Here is a 19,182-nt window from a genome sequence, read left to right as displayed (position 1 = left end):
TTTTGTTTAACCCCGCATCCATCTCTTTTTGTTATATTACTGCCAACTGCTTGTCCACGTTAATAATTTGTCACCGAGAACAACATCTGTGACACCCTTAGCAAAAGGTGTCAACATGGTTCTGACACATCCTTAAGCTGGTTTACACTGCATAAACCTTCCCGTAAAATGCGCGCACACTTAAACGACAATAGAGCCCTTTGTCATTGAGGTCGTTAAATGAGACTCAGTAAATACAATAAAAGTTTGGGGATTTTGTCATTAATCGCAGGCACTTTATTAATGAGTGGCTGCGATAATGCATTGTTAAATCCCAAAGGACAGATTGCGCTGGAGCAACGTTCGCTGATACTGACCGCTTTTGGTCTGATGATGATCGTCGTGATTCCTGCAGTCTTAATGGCCGTCGTGTTTGCCTGGAAATATCGGGCGTCGAACACGAATGCTAAGTACAGTCCTAACTGGTCACACTCCAATAAAGTGGAAGCTGTGGTCTGGACCATTCCGATCCTGATCATCGTTTTCCTTGGTGTACTGACCTGGAAATCAACCCATGCGCTGGAGCCAAGCAAACCCCTGGCCTCTGACGTGAAACCGGTTGAAATTGACGTCGTTGCTCTGGACTGGAAATGGTTATTCATTTATCCAGAACAAGGTATTGCGACAGTTAACCAGATTGCCTTCCCGGCAAACACCCCGGTTAACTTCAAAATCACCTCCAACTCCGTCATGAACTCCTTCTTTATTCCTACGCTCGGTAGCCAGATCTACGCGATGGCGGGCATGCAGACCAAACTGCACCTGATTGCCAACGAGCCAGGAACTTTCGACGGTATTTCCGCCAACTTCAGTGGTCGCGGTTTCTCTGGCATGAAGTTCAAAGCCATTGCAACCAAAGACGATGCGGAGTTCCAGCAGTGGGTTGCCAAAGTAAAAGCGGCACCTAACACGCTGATGACGATGGATGATTTCGAGAAAGTGGCTGTGCCAAGCGAAAATCACCCGGTGGAATATTTCTCTTCAGCTAATCCTGAACTGTTCTTGCAGGTCATTAACAAGTTCATGAATAGCCACGGGAAAATGGACATGTCTGAACACAAAGGCATGGACATGAGTCACACCGCTACCGCGGGAGCCGAGGAATAATACGATGTTCGGAAAATTAACTCTGGATGCAGTGCCCTACCATGAACCGATTATCATGGTTACGGTTGCCGGCATCATCATTGCAGGTCTGGCGATCGTCTCTGCCATCACCTACTTTGGTAAGTGGAAATATCTGTGGTCTGAATGGCTGACGTCAATCGACCATAAAAAACTGGGTATCATGTATATCATCATGGCGTTCGTCATGCTGCTGCGCGGCTTTGCTGACGCCGTGATGATGCGTACCCAACAGGTTCTGGCTTCCTCCGGGGAAGCAGGCATATTGCCCCCTCATCACTACGACCAGATCTTTACCGCTCACGGCGTAATCATGATCTTCTTCGTGGCGATGCCATTCGTGGTGGGTCTGATGAACATTGCCGTACCGTTGCAAATCGGTGCGCGTGACGTTGCCTTCCCGTTCCTGAACAACCTGAGCTTCTGGTTTACCGCAATCGGTGTGATTCTGGTTAACCTGTCTCTGGGTGTCGGCGAATTCGCGCAAACTGGCTGGCTGGCCTATCCACCGCTGTCGGGGGCAGAATACAGTCCCGGCGTGGGGGTGGATTACTGGATCTGGAGTCTCCAGCTTTCCGGTATTGGTACAACCCTGACCGGTATTAACTTCTTCGTGACCATTCTGAAGATGCGTGCGCCGGGCATGGACCTGTTCAAAATGCCCGTCTTTACCTGGGCTGCGCTGTGCACCAACGTCCTGATCATCGCTGCGTTCCCGGTTCTGACCGTGACTCTGGCGCTGTTGACACTTGATCGTTACCTCGACTTCCATTTCTTTACTAATGATATGGGCGGTAACATGATGATGTACGTCAACCTGATCTGGGTCTGGGGTCACCCAGAGGTGTACATTCTTGTTCTGCCGGTGTTTGGTGTCTTCTCCGAAGTCACGGCCACCTTCTCGAAAAAACGTCTGTTTGGTTATACCTCACTGGTCTGGGCGACCATCGCCATTACCGTGTTGTCGTTCATCGTCTGGCTGCACCACTTCTTCACCATGGGTGCCGGTGCCAACGTTAACGCCTTCTTCGGTATCATGACGATGATCATCGCGATTCCGACCGGGGTTAAAATCTTTAACTGGCTGTTCACCATGTATCAGGGTCGCATTCAGATGCACTCTGCGATGCTGTGGACCGTAGGCTTCCTGGTCACCTTCTCTGTGGGTGGTATGACCGGTGTTCTGCTGGCCGTTCCGGGCGCTGACTTTGTCCTGCACAACAGTCTGTTCCTGATTGCGCACTTCCATAACGTGATTATCGGTGGTGTGGTATTCGGTTGTATGGCGGGTGTGACCTACTGGTTCCCGAAAGCCTTCGGCTTTACCCTGAACGAAACTTGGGGCAAACGTGCTTTCTGGTTCTGGATCATCGGCTTCTTCGTTGCCTTTATGCCGCTGTACGCACTGGGCTTCATGGGAATGACCCGTCGTCTGAGCCAGGATATCGATCCTCAGTTCCACTCTCTGCTGGTTGTTGCAGCGGTAGGTGCGGGTCTGATTGCCTGCGGTATTATTTGTCAGCTGATCATGTTCTACGTGTCTGTACGTGACCGCGACCAGAACCGTGACCTGACTGGCGATCCGTGGGGTGGCCGTACGCTGGAGTGGGCAACCTCTTCACCACCGCCGTTCTATAACTTTGCTGTTATCCCGCATGTGCATGAGCGTGACGCTTTCTGGGAAATGAAAGAGAAAGGCGAAGCGTACAAGCAGCCGGCTAAATATGAAGAAATTCATATGCCGAAAAACAGCGGTGCTGCGATTGTTATTGCCGCGTTTGCGACCATCTTCGGTTTTGCGATGATCTGGCATATCTGGTGGCTGGCAGGTCTTACTTTCCTCGGCATGATCGTAAGCTGGATCGTGAAGAGCTTCGACGAAGACGTGGACTACTACGTTCCTGTTGCCGAAGTAGAGAAGATTGAAAAGCAGCACTTTGACGAAATCAGCAAAGCAGGTCTGAAATAATGTCAACTACCGTAAAACACCACCACGACGCCCATGCGGAGCATGGGCATCACGATGCAGGAGCCAATAAAGTCTTTGGCTTCTGGATCTACCTGATGAGTGACTGCATTATCTTTGCAACCCTGTTTGCGACCTATGCAGTTATGGTTAACAACACCGCCGGCGGCCCGGCAGGCAAAGATATCTTTGAACTGCCGTTCGTGCTGGTTGAAACCGCCCTGCTGTTATTAAGCTCCATCACCTACGGCATGGCTGTTATCGCCATGAACAAGGAAAACAAAGGCGCCGTTATCGGCTGGCTGGCGTTGACCTTCCTGTTTGGTGCGGGCTTTATCGGGATGGAAATCTATGAATTCCATCACCTGATTGCTGAAGGCTTCGGTCCAAACCGTAGTGGCTTCCTGTCCGGCTTCTTTACACTGGTCGGTACGCACGGTCTGCACGTGACCTCGGGTCTGATCTGGATGGCCGTGCTGATGTTCCAGATCGCGAAACGCGGTCTGAACGCCACTAACCGTACCCGTATCATGTGTCTGAGCCTGTTCTGGCACTTCCTGGACGTGGTTTGGATCTGCGTGTTTACCGTTGTTTATCTGATGGGAGCCATGTAATGAGTCATTCTGTTAACGAACATGGTGCATCACACGGTAGCGTGAAGTCTTACATGATCGGCTTCATCCTCTCTATCATCCTGACGGCAATCCCGTTCTGGATGGTAATGGATGGTAGTGCTTCTCATGGAACCATCCTCGGCGTTGTGCTGGTCTGTGCAGTCGTTCAGGTGCTGGTTCACCTGGTTTACTTCCTGCATCTGGACAGCAAATCTGAGGGCGGCTGGAACATGGTGGCCATTGTCTTCTCAGCAATCATTATCCTGATTGTTGTGGTTGGCTCACTGTGGATCATGTGGAACCTCAACTACAACATGATGCCCCACTAAAGAGTCTGTGTAATGTTTAAGCAATACCTGCAAGTTACAAAGCCAGGAATTATTTTCGGGAATTTAATTTCTGTGATTGGCGGATTTTTGCTGGCCTCTAAGGGCAGCATTGATTACGCCCTGTTTCTCACCTCACTGGTTGGCGTGTCGCTGGTGGTTGCGTCAGGTTGTGTCTTCAACAACGTGATTGACCGCGATATCGACATCAAGATGGAGAGAACCAGGAATCGGGTGCTGGTTAAAGGCCTTATCTCCGCGAAAGTAAGCCTGGTGTATGCCACTATGTTGGGTATTGCTGGCTTTGCACTGCTGTATTTCGGTGCTAACCCGCTGGCCATGTGGCTGGCGGTGATGGGCTTCGTGGTATACGTTGGCGTTTACAGCCTGTATATGAAGCGTCATTCGGTTTACGGTACGCTGATTGGTAGCTTGTCTGGCGCTGCGCCGCCGGTGATTGGCTACTGTGCCGTGACCAATGAGTTTGATGCGGGCGCCCTGATCCTGCTGGCGATTTTTAGCCTGTGGCAGATGCCGCACTCCTATGCGATTGCTATCTTCCGCTTTAAGGATTACCAGGCTGCCAACATCCCGGTCTTACCGGTTGTGAAAGGCATCTCCGTGGCAAAAAATCATATTACGCTTTATATCCTGGCGTTTATGATTGCCACGCTGATGCTGACGCTGGGTGGCTATGCAGGCTATAAGTATCTGGTCGTTGCCGCTGCCGTCAGCGTCTGGTGGCTGGGCATGGCGCTGTCAGGTTATAAAACCTCAAACGATCGGGTTTGGGCACGTAAGCTGTTTGTCTTCTCCATCGTCGCCATCACCGCGCTGAGCGTGATGATGTCAGTGGATTTCATGACGCCTGCGTCAAAAGATTTGCTAACTTACGTGCGCTGATGTGTACCAAAACAGCATGAAACGGGCGCGATTTTCGCGCCCTTTCTTTTTGTTACGACTGCTTAAGAACTATTGTTTTACCCTTCCACTCTCCCTCCCTAAAATAAATGCAGCACATCAACAGAGGTAGGAATGAACGATAATAAAATGACTCCGGTGGAGCTGCGCGCCACATGGGGCCTTGGCACGGTCTTTTCCCTGCGTATGCTGGGAATGTTTATGGTCCTGCCGGTATTGACCACCTATGGCATGGCACTCCAGGGAGCGAGTGAAACCTTAATCGGTCTGGCCATTGGCATTTATGGCCTGGCTCAGGCCATTTTCCAGATCCCCTTTGGCCTGCTGTCCGATCGTATTGGACGCAAGCCTCTGATTGTGGGCGGCCTGCTGCTGTTTGTCCTTGGCAGCGTGATTGCCGCCAGCACGGAATCCATTTGGGGCATCATCCTTGGCCGGGCGTTGCAGGGTTCGGGCGCGATTGCGGCCGCCGTGATGGCGCTGCTGTCGGATTTAACGCGTGAACAGAACCGCACCAAAGCGATGGCGTTTATTGGCATCAGTTTTGGCGTTACCTTTGCGATTGCGATGGTGGTGGGACCGATTGTGACCCACGCGCTGGGCCTGCATGCGCTGTTCTGGATGATCGCAACGCTGGCGACGCTGGGTATTCTCATTACGCTTTGGGTGGTCCCCTCCTCCACTCAGCATGTCCTGAACCGTGAGTCGGGCATGGTGCGCGGCAGCTTTAAAAAAGTGCTGGCCAACCCGCGCCTGGTAAAACTGAATCTTGGCATCTTCTTTTTGCATATCCTGTTGATGTCGAGCTTTGTTGCGCTGCCCGACCAGTTTGAACAGGCGGGATTACCGCCATCAGAACACTGGAAGGTCTATTTAACGACCATGCTGATCGCCTTTGCGGGCGTCGTGCCTTTTATCATTTATGCAGAAGTGAAGCGCAAAATGAAGCGCGTCTTTGTCGGCTGTGTCGGCATGATGGTCATCGCAGAAATTGTTTTATGGGGCGCGCAGGGCCATTTCTGGACGCTGGTGCTCGGCGTACAGCTCTTCTTCCTCGCCTTTAACCTGATGGAAGCCATCCTGCCTTCCCTGGTCAGTAAGGAATCGCCTGCCGGTTACAAAGGGACAGCAATGGGGCTTTACTCCACCAGCCAGTTTCTGGGCGTTGCGATCGGCGGAAGCCTGGGCGGTTGGGTGTTCGGTCATTTTGATGCGCAAACTGTGTTTATGGTGGGAGCGATTGTGGCGGCAATCTGGCTGTTCGTCAGTATGACCATGCAGGAACCGCCCTACGTCAGCAGTCTGCGCATTGTGCTGAGTGATGCGGCGCTGGCAGTACCGAATCTGGAGAAGCGCCTGAAGGCCCAGCCTGGAGTGAACGCGGTGCTGATCGTACCGGAAGAAAAAAGCGCTTACATTAAGATCGACAGTAAGATCACCAGCCGACCGGAGCTTGAAGCCCTTATCGGCGGTGGCTAATCCCCTGCCCTCACCGGGTTTGTTGTCTTTGACAAACCCGGTTCCTCCCGTTTATCCCCGCGCAAAATGCGTCCCTCTGGTCACGCAATTTACGTCACGGACATCAGCACCTTGCAGGGCAAAAGCGTTGCTGTCGCGGAAGGGGATCAGTGACAGCCAGACTGGTGTCACAGTCAGGCTGCCAACCCGACAGGATGCCTCAGAGGGCATCCTGTGCTCACGTGCTGAGTGGAGGGATTAATCGCGGAAGTTTTTGAACTGGAAAGGCTGGCCCAGGTTGCCATTACGCACCAGCGCCATTGCGCCCTGTAAATCATCACGAGACTTACCCGTTACGCGCAGAGATTCGCCCTGAATCTGCGTCTGCACTTTCAGCTTGCTGTCTTTAATCAGCTTCACCAGCTTTTTCGCGACGTCGCTTTCAATGCCTTTTTTCATTTTGGCATCCACGCTCCAGCTTTTGCCGCTGTGTTCAATCTCTTCTGGTACTTCCAGCGCCGCGCCTTCAATACCGCGCTTGAGCATTTTCTCGCGCAGGATATCCACCAGCTGCTTTACCTGAAAATCCGATTCACTGATGACCTTAATGGTTTCATTTTTTTCATTGAGTTCGTAACTGGCAGTGACGTTGCGAAAATCAAAACGCGTCGACAGTTCACGGTTAGCATTCTCTACTGCGTTGCGAACTTCCTGCATGTCGACTTCTGAAACGATATCGAAAGATGGCATCTCTTCTTCTCCTGAGGCTAAACTGGCATGCATAATACGCGTCTTACGGCACTAAATAAAATCGCACTGTGTAGCGCTATACTTAACTGATTGCCACAGCGCATAAATAATAAGCCCGCGAGCGGGAGGCAGCATGAAAATAACCGTATTAGGATGTGGCGCATTGGGCCAGGTGTGGCTCACCGCTCTTGCCCATTGCGGGCACGATGTTCAGGGCTGGTTACGCGTACCTCAGCCCTACTGCTCAGCGAATGTAATCGATCCGCTGGGGCGCGTGACGAACCGGACCTTCATTGCCAACGATCCGCTGTTTTTGGCGCAGAGCCAGCTGCTGTTGGTGACGCTGAAAGCCCCGCAGGTATCAACGGCCGTAAAAAATCTGGAAAGCGTGATGTCAGAAAACTGCCCGGTTTTGCTGTTGCACAATGGCATGGGCACGCTTGGCGAATTAAAAGGTCTGACGCAGCCGCTGTTACGCGGTATCACCACGCACGCCGCAATGCGGGATGGCACGGTCATTAAGCACGTCGCCACGGGCGTCACCCATATTGGTCCCGGCAACCGTAAAAGCGAGCACTGGAGTGAGGTCGCCGATGTGCTGCACGAAGCGCTGCCCGATGTCGCCTGGCATGACAATATCCGGGCGGCCTGCTGGCGTAAGCTGGCGGTAAACTGTGTGATCAACCCACTCAGCGTGGTTTACGACTGTCAGAATGGCGCACTGCGTCAGCATCAGGCCGACATCATCACCTTATGTGACGAAATCAGTTGGGTTATGGAGCGTGAAGGCCAGTCCGTGGCCAGCCAGAGCCTGCAGGATCAGGTGCTGAATGTGATTGAGACGACCGCCGCCAACACCTCATCAATGCTGCAGGATATACGCGCTCAGCGACTGACGGAAATTGAATACATCACCGGCTTTCTGCTGCGTCGCGCACGCACTCACGGCTTAGTGTTACCTGAAAACACCCGGCTGTACGACATGATTAAACGCAAGGAGTCTTATTATGGGCGCGAACGCCTCGGTACTGGTCTGTCTGGCTCATGGCAGTGAAGAGACGGAAGCCGTTACCACACTCGATCTGCTGGTCCGTGGCGGGATAAAGACGGTGACCGCCAGCGTGGAAAGCGATGGCTGCCGTGAAATCGTCTGTTCGCGCGGCGTTCGCCTGCTGGCCGACGTCCCGCTGGTCGAGGTGGCGGACAACGCCTACGATGCCATTGTCCTGCCCGGCGGACTAAAAGGAGCCGAGACATTTCGTGACAGTCCGCTGTTGGTTGAAACCGTACGCCAGTTTCATTTGTCAGGACGTATTGTTGCGGCCATCTGCGCAGCCGCTGGCACGGTACTGGTGCCGCATAACCTGTTTCCGGTCGGCAATATGACAGGGTTTCCCGGTTTAAAGTCCACCATACCGGAAGAGAAATGGATGGAACGTCGTGTCGTCTGGGATCCGCGAGTCAATTTGCTCACCAGTCAGGGACCGGGCACGGCGATGGATTTTGCGCTGAAATTAATTGATTTGCTAGCAGGCAGTGATAAAGCACGTGAGGTCGCGGCACAACTGGTGCTGGCGCCGGGTATTTACGACTATCAGGCCAGTTAAGTCGCCGGTTCAGACGCCTGCCGGACGCTCTGTGCTCGTCTTGCCCTGGTACGCAAGGCGAGCACAGGGGGAAGCGGTCAGTGACCGCTATGCGGATTACGGACGATATACCTTCACGTTTTTAAATCCCTGCTCATGCAGATAGAGCGCCTGTAATTTACTCATCACACCGCGATCGCAGTACAACAGCCAGGTTTTGTTCTGATCAAGGTCGCCAAACTGCGTACTGAGTTTGTAGAAAGGCATCGACTTCACCTCCGTTCCCGCCAGCTGTAGCGGTTTGTCTTCCTGCTCATCCACCGAGCGGATATCCAGCACGCTGTCGTTTTCGTTCAGCAAGCCGACCGTCTCAACCTCAACCACCTCTTCCTGCGTCTGCTCCGCGATTTCGCGAATATCCACATTGGTCGCCTCGGCCACCATACGTTCCAGAATCGCGAAATCAAACTGGCTTTCTTCGGCTTCGATTTTGCCTTTTACCGCTTTGACCGTCGGGCTTTTCGAAATCACGCCACAATATTCCGGCATGGTACTGGCAAAGTCTTCGGTGCCGATTTCACGCGCCACTTTAATAATGTGCTCTTTGTCGTGGGAAATCAGCGGGCGCAAAATCAACGTATCGGAGGCATTGTCGATCAGTCGCAGATTGGTCAGCGTCTGGCTGGAGACCTGCCCCACCGCTTCGCCTGTGACCAGGGCCTGTACGCCATAACGTTCCGCCACCATTGAGGCTGCACGGACCATCATACGTTTCAGCACCACGCCCATTTGACCGTCGTCGATTTTTTCTAAAATTTCGCCGACAACTGGCTCAAAGTTGATTGCCACAAAACGTACACGGTGCGAACGGCCAAAGCGGTTCCACAGATAATGGGCGACCTGACGTACGCCGATTTCATGTGCCGCGCCGCCCAGGTTAAAGAAGCAGTAGTGAACGCGGCTGCCACGACGCATCAGCATGTAGCTGGAAACGCCGGAGTCAAATCCACCTGAGATGAGCGACAGCACATCTTCCTGGGTACCAATCGGGAAGCCGCCCAGCCCTTCATAGCGTGCGGTGACCAGCGTTAAGCGGTTTTCTTCCACTTCGAGGTTAACCGTCACCTCAGGTTTCTTAAGCTGAACGGTGGCGCTGGCGATGTGCTGATTTAGCCCGCCGCCAACATAGCGCTCGACGTCCTGCGAACTGAAGCTGTGTTTGCCACGGCGCTTAACCCGCACGCAAAAGGTTTTGTTTTCCAGGCTGTCGCGATACTGTGCCAGCGTCTGCTCGAAAATATCGTGGATGTCGGTATATTCGCGCTCTTCAACCGCAAGGACATGATGAATACCCGGGATGCGCATCAGCTCATCGGGAATAATCTGCCGCATGGCTTCATCTTTGCAGCGCACTTCAATATGATCCCAAAAACGCACCACCGCGATCTCATCGCTGACCGTTTTGAGCACGTTGCGGATATTACTGGCAAGAATCTTAATAAAGCGCAGACGCACCGACTGACTCTTGATGGTGATTTCAGGAAATAACTTGACGATAAACTTCATGGCAATACAGCTTCGTTGGGCAAATAAGTGCTAAAACAGGCTGCACTTAGCTGGTAAGATCATAAAATTGCGGGGTGACAGGCGCATCCGCATCCGAGGCGCGAGAGTATATCACCTTTACCCGGTGACTGCTTCTGCAACAGCATGCACATTGATTATTTTGCTAATCATTCTCTCTCAGCTACCATGACCGATTGCAAGATAACGTTCCAACCGTGAGTCGACACGAAATATGCCGAAAAAAGCCGAACAGCCAGCCAGCTTTGAAACGTCATTGCAGCAGCTGGAGCAGATTGTTAATCGTCTGGAAAGTGGTGAACTGCCGTTGGAAGACGCCCTGAATGAATTTGAGCGCGGCGTGCAGTTAGCGCGCAATGGCCAGCAAACGTTGCAGCAAGCCGAGCAGCGCGTGCGCATTCTCCTCAGCGACGATAACGATGCCGACCTCTCCTCTTTCACGCCGGAAAACAGCTAATGGATTTTCCTGAACTGCTCAATGCGTATCACCAACAGGTGAACCACGCGTTGATGGGCTACCTGGATGCCCTCCCTTTTCAGAGTTCTCCTCTGGTGAATGCCATGCAGTATGGGGCACTATTAGGTGGCAAACGCATGCGCCCGTTTCTGGTTTACGCAACCGGCACCATGCTCAATGCGAATAAAGCCAGTCTCGATGTGCCTGCAGCGGCTGTCGAATGTATTCACGCCTATTCACTGATTCATGACGATTTGCCGGCAATGGACGATGATGCGTTACGTCGTGGGCAACCGACCTGCCACATCAAATATGGTGAAGATACCGCCATTCTTGCCGGTGATGCGCTACAAACGCTGGCCTTTTCTATTCTGGCCGACCAGCCCATGCCGGGCGTGAGTGCGGAATACCGCCTCGCTATGCTGTCAGAGCTGGCCAGGGCCAGCGGCGTAGCGGGTATGTGCGGCGGGCAGGCGCTGGATCTGGCGGCAGAAGGTCAGTCTGTCGATCTTCATCAACTGGAACAGATCCATCGTCACAAAACGGGGGCGTTGATTCGCTCAGCCGTGCGACTCGGTGCCTTTGCTGCCGGCGACGCGGGCCGTGAAGCGCTGCCGTATCTTGACCGCTATGCGGATGCCATCGGCCTGGCCTTTCAGGTGCAGGATGACATCCTGGATGTGACGGGCGACACAGCCGTTATCGGAAAACGTCAAGGTGCCGATCAAGATCTTGGAAAAAGCACCTATCCTTCATTGATGGGTCTGGATAATGCCCGGATTAAGGCACTGGATTTATACCAGGAAGCCGTGGATGCTTTGCACATGCTCTCTGCAAAATCCTATGATACCTCTGCCCTGAAGGCGCTGGCGAGCTTCGTAATTGAACGCGATAAATAACTTCCATGATGAGTCACTGATGAGTTTTGATACTACAAAATACCCGACACTGGCGCAGGCAGAAACGGTACAGGCACTGCGTGCCCTGCCTAAAGAAAAATTGCCTGCGCTCTGCAATGAGCTGCGCCAGTATTTATTAGACAGCGTGAGCCGCTCAAGCGGCCATTTTGCGTCGGGCCTGGGCGTGGTCGAGCTGACGGTGGCGCTGCATTACGTCTATAACACACCGTTCGACCACCTCGTGTGGGACGTCGGTCATCAGGCTTATCCGCATAAAATTTTAACCGGCCGCCGCGATCGCATTGGATCGATTCGGCAAAAGAATGGCGTGCACCCCTTTCCGTGGCGGGGAGAAAGTGAATACGACGTCCTGAGCGTCGGTCACTCCTCAACCTCCATCAGTGCCGGGCTGGGCATGGCTGCTGCGGCCGAACGGGAAGGTAAAGGGCGCCGTACCGCCTGTATTATCGGCGACGGTGCCATCACCGCAGGCATGGCCTTTGAGGCCATGAACCACGCGGGCGATATTAAACCCGATATGCTGGTTATCCTGAACGACAACGAAATGTCGATTTCTGAAAACGTCGGGGCGCTGAATAACCGCCTGGCACAGATTTTATCGGGTAAGACCTACGCGCGTCTGCGCGAAGGAGGCAAGCGCGTACTGACCGGACTGCCGCCGATTAAAGAGTTAGTAAAACGCACCGAAGAACACCTGAAAGGCATGGTGGTGCCGGGCACCCTGTTTGAAGAACTGGGGTTCAATTACATCGGACCGGTCGATGGTCATGATGTCCTGACGCTGGTGAATACGCTGACGAATATGCGTAGCCTGAAAGGCCCGCAGTTCCTGCATATTATGACGAAAAAGGGTAAAGGTTATGCCCCGGCAGAGCAGGATCCGATCGCCTGGCATGCGGTGCCCAAATTTGATGTCGCCAGCGGCGAACTGCCTAAGAGCGCCGAAGGATTGCCGAGTTATTCGAAGATATTCGGTAACTGGCTGTGCGAAACGGCGGCTGACGACGCGAAGCTGATGGCGATTACGCCCGCCATGCGCGAAGGCTCGGGTATGGTAGGATTCTCCCGCAAGTATCCCAACCAGTATTTTGACGTTGCCATTGCCGAACAGCACGCCGTGACCTTTGCGGCGGGCCTGGCCATTGGGGGCTATAAACCGGTTGTTGCGATTTACTCGACCTTCCTGCAGCGCGCCTACGATCAGGTTATTCACGATGTCGCGATTCAGAAGCTTCCGGTCCTGTTCGCGATTGACCGTGGCGGCATCGTTGGGGCCGACGGCCAGACGCATCAGGGTGCCTTTGATCTCGCCTATCTGCGCTGCATTCCGGATATGGTCATCATGACGCCAAGCGATGAGGACGAATGCCGCCAGATGCTTTATACCGGCTATCACTATCAGGCGGGTCCGGCTGCCGTGCGTTATCCACGCGGAACCGGCACTGGCGTTGCTCTGACGCCACTGCAAAGCCTGCCGCTGGGCAAAGGTGTGGTTAAACGTCGGGGCGAAAAGCTGGCGATCCTTAACTTCGGTACACTGCTGCCTGAAGCCAGCCACGTTGCCGAAGCGCTGAACGCCACCCTGGTGGATATGCGTTTTGTTAAACCGCTGGATGAAGCGTTAATTACCGAACTGGCCGCACAGCATGAGTCGTTGATTACGCTGGAAGAAGGCGCGATTAAGGGCGGCGCAGGCAGCGGCGTCAACGAGTTCGTGATGGCGAAACGTCTGGGCATTTCCGTTCTCAATATTGGCCTGCCTGATGAGTTCATTCCCCCGGGCACGCAGGAAGAGATGCGTCACGACTACCACCTGGACGCAGACGGTATTCAGCAGCAAATCAGTCACTGGCTGGCGCAGTAGTTCCCCTCCCCCGCTCTCTGCGGAGAGCGGTATTCCTGCTATGCTTAATTCCCCTGGAAGGACATAGCAGGAGTCATGATGAAAACCGTTCCACTCGCGAATACTGATTTAAAAGTTTCCCAGCTCTGCCTGGGCTGTATGACATTTGGTGAGCCCACCCGCGGTAAACATGCCTGGACACTGCCCGAAGAAAGCAGCCGACCGCTTATCAGGCAGGCGCTGGAGGCCGGGATTAACTTCTTCGACACCGCTAACAGCTATTCAGACGGCAGTAGTGAGGAGATTCTGGGGCGAGCGCTCAGGGATTTCGCCCGCCGCGAGGAGGTCGTGGTCGCCACCAAAGTCTATTTCCCGCTGAGTAATCTGTCACAAGGCCTGTCCCGTAAAAACATTCTGCAATCCATTGATGACAGCCTGCAACGGCTGGGCATGGAGTATGTCGATCTGCTGCAGATTCACCGCTGGGACTATGACACGCCGCTCGAAGAAACCCTGTCGGCACTTGATGAGGTGGTGAAATCCGGCAAAGCACGTTATATCGGCGCCTCGTCCATGCACGCCAGTCAGTTTGCACAGGCCTTAACCATGCAGGCAGAACAGGGCTGGGCACGCTTCGTCAGCATGCAGGATCAGTACAACCTGATTCAGCGCGAAGAAGAACGTGAGATGCACCCGCTGTGCCAGCGTGAAAACGTTGCGGTCCTGCCATGGAGTCCACTGGCACGCGGTAAGCTCACCCGGCCATGGGGCGAAACCACCGCCCGCTCCGTTTCTGATGAGGTGATGAGCACGCTCTATGCTTCAACGGAGGAAAACGATGCGGCGATTGCGGCGCGCCTGGCGCAGGTTGCAGCCGACAAAGGCGTAACGCGAGCGCAGGTCGCACTGGCGTGGTTACTGAGCAAACCGGTGGTGACAGCGCCCATCATTGGCGCCTCTCGCGCAGAGCAGTTTGCTGAGCTGGTGGAAGCCGTGAACGTTGACCTGACAACGCAGGATATTGCGGCCCTGGAAAGTGAATATCAGCCTCACCCGGCCACCGGCTATCAGTGATACCAACGCAGCGTGTTCACAGGCGTGACGCGCTCATTCGGCCCGGCCGGGAGAGGATAATGGTGAGACAACCGTACGCCGGTATTTCGGCTACGGTTGCAAAACGGTGATGATAAGGGGCGCAGGACGAACGCTTAACCGGCGAGATAAACCCCGGCACCATAAAGGATGGCTGCAGCAATAATGCCCGCAATAATGTCATCGACCATAATGCCCATGCCGCCATGCACGTTACGGTCGAACCAGCGAATCGGCCAGGGCTTCCAGATATCCAGCACGCGGAACAGCACAAAACCGGCCACCACCCACTGCCAGCTGTTCACCGGAATGGCCATCAGCGTAATCCACATCCCGATAAACTCATCCCAGACAATGCTGCCGTGATCGTGAACGCCCATGTCTTTGGCGGTGCGATGGCAAAGGTACACGCCCACGCTGATGCCTAGCAGCACGACCAGCGAATACAGATCATGCGGAAGCAAGGTCAGCAGACACCAAAAAGGAATCGCGGCCAGCGATCCCACTGTACCAGGCATAACCGGGCTGAGCCCACTGCCAAAACCGGTCGCCAGTAAATGCCAGGGATTACGCATCCGCAGACGACCTTTGGCGATATGTTTATCTGATGTCAAAATGGTCGAATCCTTTAAAACGCACATCTGTCGGTTTGCCGTTTTCGAGCAGTGACAGTCCTTCTGACTCGGGCGCCATCTGCCCAATACAGGTATAAGGCACGCCAAGATGTCCCAGCGCCACGTCCAGTGCACCCCGATTCACTTCCGGCACACTGAAGCACAGCTCATAGTCTTCGCCGCCGCTGAGCGCCCAGCGCAGCACCTGTGACGCGTCAAAATTGTCACGCAGTGCCGGGGACAGCGGAAGCGCGTCAAGGTTGATACGTGCCCCGCAGCCGCTGGCTTTCAGCACATGACCTATATCAGAAATCAGCCCGTCTGAGATATCGATAGCGGAAGAGGCCAGCGAACGCAGTGACTGCCCCTGTAACACGCGCGGCATAGGCCGCAGGTGACGTTTAATCAGAGCTTCATGAATGGCCGGATCGTCAATGCGGCAGTGATGCTGCAGCAACGCCAGCCCGGCCGCGCTGTCGCCCAATGTACCGGTGACATAGATCCAGTCGCCGGGTTTTGCGCCCGAACGCTTTAACGCTTTGCCGTGAGGAATCAGCCCATGAATACCCAGCGTCAGGCTGAGAGGCCCCCGCGTCGTGTCTCCCCCCACCAGCTGCATATCGTAATATTCCAGCAGGTCAAACAGGCTTTCGCTGAAGCTGCTCAGCCAGCTTTCATTCACATCCGGCAAGGTCAGCGCCAGGGTTAGCCAGGCAGGATCGGCACCCATCGCGGCCAAATCGCTCAGATTCACCGCCAGTGATTTATAGGCTAAATCTGCAGGATGGATCGTGGGCAGGAAGTGGATACCGGAAACCAGCGTATCGGTGCTGACCGCCAGCGTTTGCTTTTCGGGCACGCTCAGCAGCGCGCAATCGTCGCCGATGCCGAGTTCGACATCACGGCGGCTACGCGTTCTGCGATTGAAGTAGCGTGCGATGAGTTCAAATTCACCACATGACATAATTGCGTTCCGCTTAACCATTAATGAAAAAGGCCGGCAAGCCGGCCTTATTGATTATTTGCGTTGGGGTCGAATTTGCGGACCGGCTTTATCCAGCACACCGTTGACAAATTTATGGCTGTCTTCAGCGCCAAATACTTTCGCCAGTTCGATACCTTCGTTGATGGCCACTTTATAAGGCACATCAGAACGCTTGCTCAGTTCATACAGCGACACACGCAGAATGGCTTTTTCCACCTGCCCCAGTTCTTCTAACTGGCGCGACAGATAGGGTTGCATCAATCCATCCAGGTACGCGCTGTTGGTCGCCACACCGGCCAGCAGTTCGCGGAAATAAGTAATATCGACGTCTTTAACGTCCTGTTCCGCCAGAAACTGGTATTCCACATCGGCAATGTCGTTGTTAGACAACTGCCAGGAGTAAAGCGCCTGGACAGCGCACTCACGGGCGCGACGACGAGCAGCAGGTTTCACAAAATTCCCCTTACAAAAATCAGGCTTTAATGGCTTTCAATACGTTGATCATTTCAAGTGCGGTCAGGGCCGCTTCGGCACCTTTGTTACCCGCTTTGGTTCCAGCACGCTCAATGGCCTGCTCGATATTTTCGGTTGTCAGTACGCCGAATGCCACAGGAATATCGCTGTCCATGGCAACACTGGCAATGCCCGAGCTGGCTTCACCCGCGACGTATTCGAAGTGCGCCGTGCCACCACGAATCACGGTACCCAGCGCAATCACGGCATCATGTTTGCCGGTTTTAGCCAGCGCACGCGCGGCCAGCGGCAGTTCGTAAGCACCCGGTACCCAGACGACAGTGATATTGTCATCGTTGACCTGGCCGATACGCTTCAGGGCATCCACAGCGCCGTCTAACAGGCTCTCGTTGATAAAGTTGTTAAAACGCGCGATAACGATGGCAATTTTTGCCTCTGGCGTTGCAACGGCAGCTTCGATAACTTTCATACATATCCTTTCAGGGGTTTGTTTAGCCCCGCGCAGGGGGGCGGATTCTAACATACTCTTTGGCGGCGTGCTCTCGCTTTTCCGCCTCTGTTATTGCGGTATCAGGGTCAGACGGAGATCGCTGCCGACCTGACGCACGTCGCTGAAAGCAAAAACCGGCGCGTCAGCCAACTGCGTCAGCCCCGTAAGCTGACACAAACCGCGCGCGTCATTACCCAGTAATTTCGGTGCCACATACACAATGAGTTCGTCAACCAGACCGGCCTGAAGCAATGCCCCTGCCAGCGTGGCACCGGCTTCAACCCAGACGCTGTTAATCTGGCGCTGGCCCAGCACCATCATCAGCGCCACTAAATCCAGTTGGCTGTCGCGTAAAGGAACCGGAATTTGCGTCACCGAGTCAGGCCAGCGCTGAGTGTCGGCCTGCTGTCGCATCAGCCAGGTTTCGCCCAATTGTTCTATAAGTTTGTGCTGCGGTGTTACGCGATTCTGGCTGTCGACGATGACGCGTACCGGCTGGCGTAAGGTCTGCGCATCAACCAGGCGCTGACTGTCGCTGTCCAGTTCGGCCCAGCGTACGGTCAGGGAAGGATCGTCGGCCAGCACCGTTGCGCTGCTGCTGAGAATGGCGGCGCTCTGCGCTCGCAAACGCTGGACATCGCGTCGGGCAGCCGGCGAGGTGATCCACTGGCTTTCGCCACTCGCCATGGCGGTGCGGCCATCCAGTGATGCCCCCAGTTTAAGCTGTATCCAGGGGAAGCCGGTCCGCATGCGTTTCAGGAATCCCCTGTTCAGGGCTTCCGCTTCCTGCATCATCAGTCCGTGGCTGACTTCAATGCCCGCCTGCTGCAGTCGATGTAATCCCCGTCCGGCGACCTGCGGATTGGGGTCCTGCATCGCGGCCACGACGCGTTTTACACCGGCCTCAATAAGCGCGTCGCAACACGGCGGCGTGCGCCCGTGATGACTGCATGGCTCCAGCGTCACATAGGCTGTCGCCCCACGCGCACGCGCACCGGCCATGCGCAGGGCATGCACTTCCGCATGCGGTTCTCCGGCGCGCTGGTGCCAGCCTTCGCCAACAATGTCGCCATCGCGTACAATGACGCAACCGACATTGGGGTTCGGCATGGTAGTAAAACGTCCGCGCCGCGCCAGTTCCAGCGCGCGCGCCATATAACGTTCATCGGTCATGATTTAATCCTGTAATCTGGCAATCTCTTCGCCAAAATCACGCACGTCCTCAAAGCTGCGATAAACAGATGCAAAGCGAATATAGGCCACTTTATCGAGTTTTTTTAGCTCGTCCATGACCAGGTTACCGATCAGCTTGCTGGGAATTTCACGTTCACCCGTCGCACGCAACTGCGTTTTGATATGGCTTACCGCACTCTCTACGGCATCCGCACTGACCGGGCGTTTCTCCAGCGCTTTCATCATGCCGCTGGCGAGTTTGTCTTCATTGAAAGGTTCACGCACATCGTTGCTTTTCACCACGCGTGGCATAACCAGCTCAGCGACTTCAAACGTAGTAAATCGCTCATGGCACACCAGACACTGACGACGGCGCCGCACTGACGAACCCTCACTGACCAGACGAGAATCAATCACTTTTGTGTCTACAGCGGAGCAGAATGGGCAATGCATGACGTTTCCTGACACGAGATAATTGGGCCGTACAGTGTAGCGCGAACTGCAAGTCAACAAAATCGATTCCCGTGTTTTACCCCGCCCGCTTCACAGACCGGATGGGAAATGCCCGCCCGCGTAAAACCCGCTACGCTTAAAGCGTTCAGGGCAAAAAGCGGAGAACGTAGCCACGTTCGTGCCGATACGGGGTACTGCATCACCGGATACCTGCGCCACCGCGCTGGCCGGATGCCCGATATCAACCTGTTTCACCTTGCATCATTACGCGTAACGCGAGGTGAAATCGACACGCCAGTGGCTACGGAATTT

The 19,182-nt window shown here is 54.3% G+C and carries 21 protein-coding genes; 12 read left to right on the top strand and 9 right to left on the bottom strand.

Going from position 1 to position 19,182, the window contains the following annotated elements; genetic code table 11:
- Positions 1 to 219 precede the first annotated feature (219 nt).
- The 6 genes from cyoA (at position 220) to C1N64_RS07645 (ending at position 6,470) form a co-directional block, all read left to right on the top strand.
- Positions 220 to 1,146 carry a cytochrome o ubiquinol oxidase subunit II gene (cyoA, locus tag C1N64_RS07670; protein WP_033738657.1) on the top strand — a complete coding sequence of 309 codons (927 nt, stop codon included), beginning with the start codon at positions 220 to 222 and terminating at the stop codon, positions 1,144 to 1,146.
- A gap of 4 nt (positions 1,147 to 1,150) precedes the next feature.
- On the top strand, positions 1,151 to 3,133 hold the full coding sequence (gene cyoB / locus C1N64_RS07665) for a cytochrome o ubiquinol oxidase subunit I (protein ID WP_033738655.1): 1,983 nt from the start codon (positions 1,151 to 1,153) through the stop codon (positions 3,131 to 3,133).
- Positions 3,133 to 3,744 (top strand): cytochrome o ubiquinol oxidase subunit III, encoded by a 612-nt coding sequence (locus C1N64_RS07660; protein ID WP_006117966.1) that lies wholly within the window; start codon positions 3,133 to 3,135, stop codon positions 3,742 to 3,744. Before cyoB ends, C1N64_RS07660 begins: the two co-directional genes overlap by 1 nt.
- Positions 3,744 to 4,073 (top strand): cytochrome o ubiquinol oxidase subunit IV, encoded by a 330-nt coding sequence (locus tag C1N64_RS07655; protein ID WP_006117967.1) that lies wholly within the window; start codon positions 3,744 to 3,746, stop codon positions 4,071 to 4,073. Before C1N64_RS07660 ends, C1N64_RS07655 begins: the two co-directional genes overlap by 1 nt.
- 12 nt (positions 4,074 to 4,085) lie before the next feature.
- The gene (gene cyoE, locus C1N64_RS07650) at positions 4,086 to 4,973 is read left to right on the top strand and encodes a heme o synthase (RefSeq protein WP_394515376.1); all 888 of its coding nucleotides are present in this window, start codon (positions 4,086 to 4,088) and stop codon (positions 4,971 to 4,973) included.
- Between the two features lie 132 nt (positions 4,974 to 5,105).
- Positions 5,106 to 6,470, top strand: a complete 1,365-nt coding sequence (locus tag C1N64_RS07645; protein WP_006117970.1) for an MFS transporter — start codon at positions 5,106 to 5,108, stop codon at positions 6,468 to 6,470.
- 237 nt (positions 6,471 to 6,707) lie between these two features.
- On the opposite strand, the gene C1N64_RS07640 is transcribed toward C1N64_RS07645, so the two are convergent.
- Positions 6,708 to 7,199, bottom strand: coding sequence for a YajQ family cyclic di-GMP-binding protein (locus C1N64_RS07640; RefSeq protein WP_006117971.1), 492 nt, complete (start codon positions 7,197 to 7,199; stop codon positions 6,708 to 6,710).
- Between the two features lie 133 nt (positions 7,200 to 7,332).
- Between C1N64_RS07640 and panE the strand changes: the two genes are divergently transcribed.
- Together panE and yajL are read left to right on the top strand one after the other, a co-directional pair.
- On the top strand, positions 7,333 to 8,253 hold the full coding sequence (gene panE / locus C1N64_RS07635; RefSeq protein WP_033738652.1) for a 2-dehydropantoate 2-reductase: 921 nt from the start codon (positions 7,333 to 7,335) through the stop codon (positions 8,251 to 8,253).
- On the top strand, positions 8,207 to 8,806 hold the full coding sequence (yajL, locus tag C1N64_RS07630) for a protein deglycase YajL (RefSeq protein WP_006117973.1): 600 nt from the start codon (positions 8,207 to 8,209) through the stop codon (positions 8,804 to 8,806). The genes panE and yajL overlap by 47 nt, the downstream gene beginning before the upstream one ends.
- 96 nt (positions 8,807 to 8,902) lie before the next feature.
- On the opposite strand, the gene thiI is transcribed toward yajL, so the two are convergent.
- Positions 8,903 to 10,351, bottom strand: a complete 1,449-nt coding sequence (gene thiI, locus C1N64_RS07625; RefSeq protein WP_039338476.1) for a tRNA uracil 4-sulfurtransferase ThiI — start codon at positions 10,349 to 10,351, stop codon at positions 8,903 to 8,905.
- A gap of 232 nt (positions 10,352 to 10,583) precedes the next feature.
- Between thiI and xseB the strand changes: the two genes are divergently transcribed.
- From xseB to C1N64_RS07605, 4 genes are all read left to right on the top strand, one after another.
- Positions 10,584 to 10,826 (top strand): exodeoxyribonuclease VII small subunit, encoded by a 243-nt coding sequence (gene xseB, locus C1N64_RS07620; protein WP_054634405.1) that lies wholly within the window; start codon positions 10,584 to 10,586, stop codon positions 10,824 to 10,826.
- Positions 10,826 to 11,725 carry a (2E,6E)-farnesyl diphosphate synthase gene (ispA, locus tag C1N64_RS07615; RefSeq protein WP_033738647.1) on the top strand — a complete coding sequence of 300 codons (900 nt, stop codon included), beginning with the start codon at positions 10,826 to 10,828 and terminating at the stop codon, positions 11,723 to 11,725. The genes xseB and ispA overlap by 1 nt, the downstream gene beginning before the upstream one ends.
- Positions 11,726 to 11,744: 19 nt before the next feature.
- The gene (gene dxs / locus C1N64_RS07610; protein WP_033738645.1) at positions 11,745 to 13,610 is read left to right on the top strand and encodes a 1-deoxy-D-xylulose-5-phosphate synthase; all 1,866 of its coding nucleotides are present in this window, start codon (positions 11,745 to 11,747) and stop codon (positions 13,608 to 13,610) included.
- 78 nt (positions 13,611 to 13,688) lie between these two features.
- On the top strand, positions 13,689 to 14,663 hold the full coding sequence (locus C1N64_RS07605) for an aldo/keto reductase (protein WP_033738643.1): 975 nt from the start codon (positions 13,689 to 13,691) through the stop codon (positions 14,661 to 14,663).
- A 134-nt stretch (positions 14,664 to 14,797) separates the two neighbouring features.
- Here the strand turns inward: C1N64_RS07605 and pgpA are convergent, their stop codons facing one another.
- From pgpA to C1N64_RS07570, 7 genes are all read right to left on the bottom strand, one after another.
- Positions 14,798 to 15,322: a phosphatidylglycerophosphatase A gene (gene pgpA, locus C1N64_RS07600; protein WP_392391906.1), complete on the bottom strand. Its 525-nt coding sequence runs from the start codon at positions 15,320 to 15,322 to the stop codon at positions 14,798 to 14,800.
- Positions 15,282 to 16,259, bottom strand: a complete 978-nt coding sequence (gene thiL, locus C1N64_RS07595; protein WP_054634408.1) for a thiamine-phosphate kinase — start codon at positions 16,257 to 16,259, stop codon at positions 15,282 to 15,284. The genes pgpA and thiL overlap by 41 nt, the downstream gene beginning before the upstream one ends.
- A gap of 54 nt (positions 16,260 to 16,313) precedes the next feature.
- On the bottom strand, positions 16,314 to 16,733 hold the full coding sequence (gene nusB, locus C1N64_RS07590; protein WP_006117983.1) for a transcription antitermination factor NusB: 420 nt from the start codon (positions 16,731 to 16,733) through the stop codon (positions 16,314 to 16,316).
- Between the two features lie 19 nt (positions 16,734 to 16,752).
- On the bottom strand, positions 16,753 to 17,223 hold the full coding sequence (ribE, locus tag C1N64_RS07585; RefSeq protein ID WP_006117984.1) for a 6,7-dimethyl-8-ribityllumazine synthase: 471 nt from the start codon (positions 17,221 to 17,223) through the stop codon (positions 16,753 to 16,755).
- Between the two features lie 90 nt (positions 17,224 to 17,313).
- Positions 17,314 to 18,417 (bottom strand): bifunctional diaminohydroxyphosphoribosylaminopyrimidine deaminase/5-amino-6-(5-phosphoribosylamino)uracil reductase RibD, encoded by a 1,104-nt coding sequence (gene ribD / locus C1N64_RS07580; RefSeq protein ID WP_162286726.1) that lies wholly within the window; start codon positions 18,415 to 18,417, stop codon positions 17,314 to 17,316.
- Positions 18,418 to 18,420: 3 nt separating this feature from the next.
- On the bottom strand, positions 18,421 to 18,870 hold the full coding sequence (gene nrdR, locus C1N64_RS07575) for a transcriptional regulator NrdR (RefSeq protein ID WP_006117986.1): 450 nt from the start codon (positions 18,868 to 18,870) through the stop codon (positions 18,421 to 18,423).
- A 90-nt stretch (positions 18,871 to 18,960) separates the two neighbouring features.
- Complete coding sequence (locus tag C1N64_RS07570; RefSeq protein ID WP_006117987.1) at positions 18,961 to 19,125, bottom strand: hypothetical protein; 165 nt, start codon at positions 19,123 to 19,125, stop codon at positions 18,961 to 18,963.
- Between the last annotated feature and the right edge of the window lie 57 nt (positions 19,126 to 19,182).

This window comes from Pantoea sp. SGAir0215 (assembly GCF_043543215.1).
The sequence above is the reverse complement of the archived record's forward strand: the minus strand, read 5'-3'. Positions and strand labels throughout refer to the sequence as shown.

Coding starts and splice junctions, on each gene's coding strand:
- cyoA (WP_033738657.1), top strand. CDS start 220: ATGAGACTCAGTAAATACAATAAAAGTTTGGGGATTTTGTCATTAATC.
- cyoB (WP_033738655.1), top strand. CDS start 1,151: ATGTTCGGAAAATTAACTCTGGATGCAGTGCCCTACCATGAACCGATT.
- C1N64_RS07660 (WP_006117966.1), top strand. CDS start 3,133: ATGTCAACTACCGTAAAACACCACCACGACGCCCATGCGGAGCATGGG.
- C1N64_RS07655 (WP_006117967.1), top strand. CDS start 3,744: ATGAGTCATTCTGTTAACGAACATGGTGCATCACACGGTAGCGTGAAG.
- cyoE (WP_394515376.1), top strand. CDS start 4,086: ATGTTTAAGCAATACCTGCAAGTTACAAAGCCAGGAATTATTTTCGGG.
- C1N64_RS07645 (WP_006117970.1), top strand. CDS start 5,106: ATGAACGATAATAAAATGACTCCGGTGGAGCTGCGCGCCACATGGGGC.
- C1N64_RS07640 (WP_006117971.1), bottom strand. CDS start 7,199: ATGCCATCTTTCGATATCGTTTCAGAAGTCGACATGCAGGAAGTTCGC.
- panE (WP_033738652.1), top strand. CDS start 7,333: ATGAAAATAACCGTATTAGGATGTGGCGCATTGGGCCAGGTGTGGCTC.
- yajL (WP_006117973.1), top strand. CDS start 8,207: ATGGGCGCGAACGCCTCGGTACTGGTCTGTCTGGCTCATGGCAGTGAA.
- thiI (WP_039338476.1), bottom strand. CDS start 10,351: ATGAAGTTTATCGTCAAGTTATTTCCTGAAATCACCATCAAGAGTCAG.
- xseB (WP_054634405.1), top strand. CDS start 10,584: ATGCCGAAAAAAGCCGAACAGCCAGCCAGCTTTGAAACGTCATTGCAG.
- ispA (WP_033738647.1), top strand. CDS start 10,826: ATGGATTTTCCTGAACTGCTCAATGCGTATCACCAACAGGTGAACCAC.
- dxs (WP_033738645.1), top strand. CDS start 11,745: ATGAGTTTTGATACTACAAAATACCCGACACTGGCGCAGGCAGAAACG.
- C1N64_RS07605 (WP_033738643.1), top strand. CDS start 13,689: ATGAAAACCGTTCCACTCGCGAATACTGATTTAAAAGTTTCCCAGCTC.
- pgpA (WP_392391906.1), bottom strand. CDS start 15,322: ATGTGCGTTTTAAAGGATTCGACCATTTTGACATCAGATAAACATATC.
- thiL (WP_054634408.1), bottom strand. CDS start 16,259: ATGTCATGTGGTGAATTTGAACTCATCGCACGCTACTTCAATCGCAGA.
- ribE (WP_006117984.1), bottom strand. CDS start 17,223: ATGAAAGTTATCGAAGCTGCCGTTGCAACGCCAGAGGCAAAAATTGCC.
- ribD (WP_162286726.1), bottom strand. CDS start 18,417: ATGACCGATGAACGTTATATGGCGCGCGCGCTGGAACTGGCGCGGCGC.
- nrdR (WP_006117986.1), bottom strand. CDS start 18,870: ATGCATTGCCCATTCTGCTCCGCTGTAGACACAAAAGTGATTGATTCT.